Origin of the sequence: Empedobacter sp. GD03797, assembly GCF_029842105.1 — a bacterium.
GTDB lineage: Bacteria > Bacteroidota > Bacteroidia > Flavobacteriales > Weeksellaceae > Empedobacter > Empedobacter falsenii_C.
The window spans coordinates 1-3,275 of the sequence record NZ_JAOCFS010000060.1; the positions used below are offsets into that span (position 1 = coordinate 1).

At 26.2% G+C, this 3,275-nt stretch carries 2 protein-coding genes; one reads left to right on the top strand and one right to left on the bottom strand.

Annotated elements, in window-relative coordinates; all coding sequences use genetic code 11:
- Positions 1 to 369 precede the first annotated feature (369 nt).
- A complete protein-coding gene (locus N5D90_RS16975; protein WP_280063458.1) occupies positions 370 to 1,275 on the bottom strand; it encodes a hypothetical protein in 906 nt (301 codons plus the stop codon).
- Between the two features lie 612 nt (positions 1,276 to 1,887).
- Between N5D90_RS16975 and N5D90_RS16980 the strand changes: the two genes are divergently transcribed.
- Positions 1,888 to 3,087, top strand: a complete 1,200-nt coding sequence (locus N5D90_RS16980) for a DUF3857 domain-containing protein (RefSeq protein ID WP_280063460.1) — start codon at positions 1,888 to 1,890, stop codon at positions 3,085 to 3,087.
- Positions 3,088 to 3,275 lie beyond the last annotated feature (188 nt).

The following is a 3,275-nucleotide window of genomic DNA, read 5'->3' on the forward strand; positions in this document are numbered from 1 at the left end:
ATTTGTGGAGGATTTGTTAAACTAATAAAATGACATCCTCTGACCATCTTAGCAGCATTATTCATTAGAATAATTAAAGCCTCCATTATCAGGATAATGGAGGCTTGTATTTTTAGTTATTAGTTTGTTCTTTCAATATTTATTGTAATTGACTAATTTGCCGTATTTTGTCATGTTGATTTTTAAATTTTTGAGGCGTTAACTTCACTAATTGTTTTCACATATCTTTTTTATAAGCATAGAACACTAATCAAAAATGGTGGTAACATCTTTTCATACTAATAACTTATACTTTCCAGTATATCATATTGTCGATACAAATATAGTTATTTTTTGTAAAGTAACAAGTAATTTATGTTGTTACAAACTCTAATGTTGAACACTCGGTATTGAAATTGGTTCAGGCGCTCCGTACATTGCATCTGATAAGTCAATTTCCTCTATGTCTGCATTGTAATTAGGATTCAATGACTTTTCTTTTAAGGCATACATCCAGTCAATTTGCTTGTTAAAAACAATCTTTGCGTTGTTGTTATCTAACTGTACATTTTTATTCTCAACAATTACAGGTATTTGTTTAATGTTGAACTTTTCATTCCTTACATTGCTATAATCTGTCTTACTGACAAATATAAGAGTATCGTCTTTAAACGTATAAAAGTCCATTTTATATGATAATGTTTTACCGACAGTTACTTGCATAATACCGTTAATTTTTCCATTACTTGCTGTGCCAGCATAATAACATTGACAATGCATATCATCGTAGAAATAAAACTCACCATCAAGTTTTCCATTTACGAAATTTGTTGTGTATTTTGGAAACTTAAATGTGTTATCTATACTAACTAATCTACCATTATCATATTCAAAAGTTACTTTAGATAGCTCAGTTGTATTGTCGTTATCATAGATTGCATACTGTAAACCATTAAAACTACCATTATTATTATAATTAAAAACTTTTTGAATTGTACTACCATTAACGAATGGGACTGCTTTATAAACTAATGCATTGTTATGATAATATTCGATATTATTTACAGTGCCGTCATTTCTATACAGTATCGTTACACCATGTAGTTTACCAATGCTATTAAATTCAGAAATTTTGGTTACACGTTTTGTAAATTGATTTACTGTTTTAACTGATTTATCAGTCTTAACTAATTTTGTTTTATCAAAATATGGTAACTCAGTGTTATAAAGTTTAACCTGAGCTTTGATACTAGTCATTGATAGCACAATTGTAAGAAGTGTTAATGATTTTTTCATGATATGTTATGATTTTTATTATAATAACTCATACCCTTATAATGAGTTATTTATAGTTTAAAAATATAAATACAAAAAAGCGTAAGGGCTACTAACTTATTATATCAGAAGGGTACTGGTATACCGCAGGAGTAAAATAAGTATAGCAGACACCTCACGCCATATCATGACATGAGAGTCGCTAACACATTCTCCTCCATTTTTAAAATTACCAGTTTTATCTGAGAGAATATTGTTAAACACTTTCGATGTTTATTCCATTAAATTATTATGCAAAAGTATTAATATTTTTCATAAAACAAATACTAATCTTTGCAACTATTAAACAATATTGTATACTAATTTATATAATTAATAAATCAACAACTTTAAATAAAGCATACTTCATTATGCTTTTAAATGTCCTAGATTTAGTCAAATTAATTGTTGCTGATTTAATTGAATGCTTAAAATTTTTCATAAAAGTTTTTATTTTTAGTACTCTTATTATACTGTTTAGAAAAATTATTACTCTTAAATCAATTAATCTAAATGTTAAAGTTTTCATAAACTTTGATAAACAAAAAAATCCAGCAATCGCTGGATTTTTTATGATATTATGTTGGTACATTAATGTATATAGAAGCCATAATTATTTCTAAACTTAATAAGGCTGATATTGTAGAGGAAACAGTAGATGAAAACACAAGGAGAATAGTTTATGCAATTCCAAATATTAAGGTGGGCTCTATAATAGAATATGAAACGGAAGATGTACGTACAGCAGATTTATATGCGACACCGTGGAATTTTCAGAATGATTATCCAACTTTAGTATCAAAACTAGATATTAGAATGCATACAGATTTTGATTATCGAATTTATTTGATTGGTCAAAAGCTGAATGAGAAATATGGAAACAGAAAGGCAAACAAATCTTGGGAAATTGAAAATGTTCCAAGTGTTAAGAAATTCAATAAAGTATATAATATTAGAGATTTTAAAGAGTCAATAGGATTTCAATATACAGCGGAGCAAGATTGGCATGGTACTATTTTTTCTTCTCCAACGTGGACTTCATTTCGATCTGTTTTTACAAAGAAAATAGAAACGAATTTAAGAGGAGCCAATTTTAATGAGATTGCTTTAAAAATTCAGAATGGATCTTCTCAATTAGAAACATATAAAAATGTGATAGAATATGTGAGAAAAATTTACAAGACAGATAATTCTAAAATTATTGATAAAATCTCAAATTTTAATTCTGGAATTTTAAGAACCAAAATAGGTTCTAATTTAGAGTTAGTTATTTTAGTTAATAAACTACTCAAATCAAAAGGAATAGAATCTCATTTAGTCATAAATAGTTATAGAGGTAGAGGAAGATTAATCATGAATTTTCCTATTGTATCAAGAATTTCAAATATTCAAAATATGTCAGTTTTAGATAATCAGATTTATCTTTTTGATGAAAATATTTTAAAAATAGTTGACGATAGTTACAAAGAAAAGATTGTTTTTCCTTATTTAGATTTCTATAATCAATTGGTTTTAAAACTCGAATCCAAGCAGGATGAATTTTTTAATATAAATCCACCTTTATCAGAAAGCTATTTGATAAATGAAATTGAGTTTAAACAAGATGATGTTAAAATGAAGTCTTTAAATAAATTCAAAGGTTATTTTAACAAAGACAATCAAAAGAAATATGATTTTCCAATGTTTAATGAATTAGTGTATTCGTCAGATGATACAAATAATCAAGGAGAATATTCTTCTATTAATAAGATATTTGCTGTAAAAGAGAAAAAAAATAGATTATTTAGGATTTGAATTTCCGTTTAATGAAGATTTAAATTTTTTAGCCATTGATAAGGATAGAAAATATCAAGTTGAATTAGATTTTCCATTTCAAAAAGTGATTCAATTTAAATCTAAAATTCCAAATGATTTTACATTAAAACATGATAGTTTTGATAAAGAAATTAATGCTTTAGGAAATAAATTACAATATAAACAAC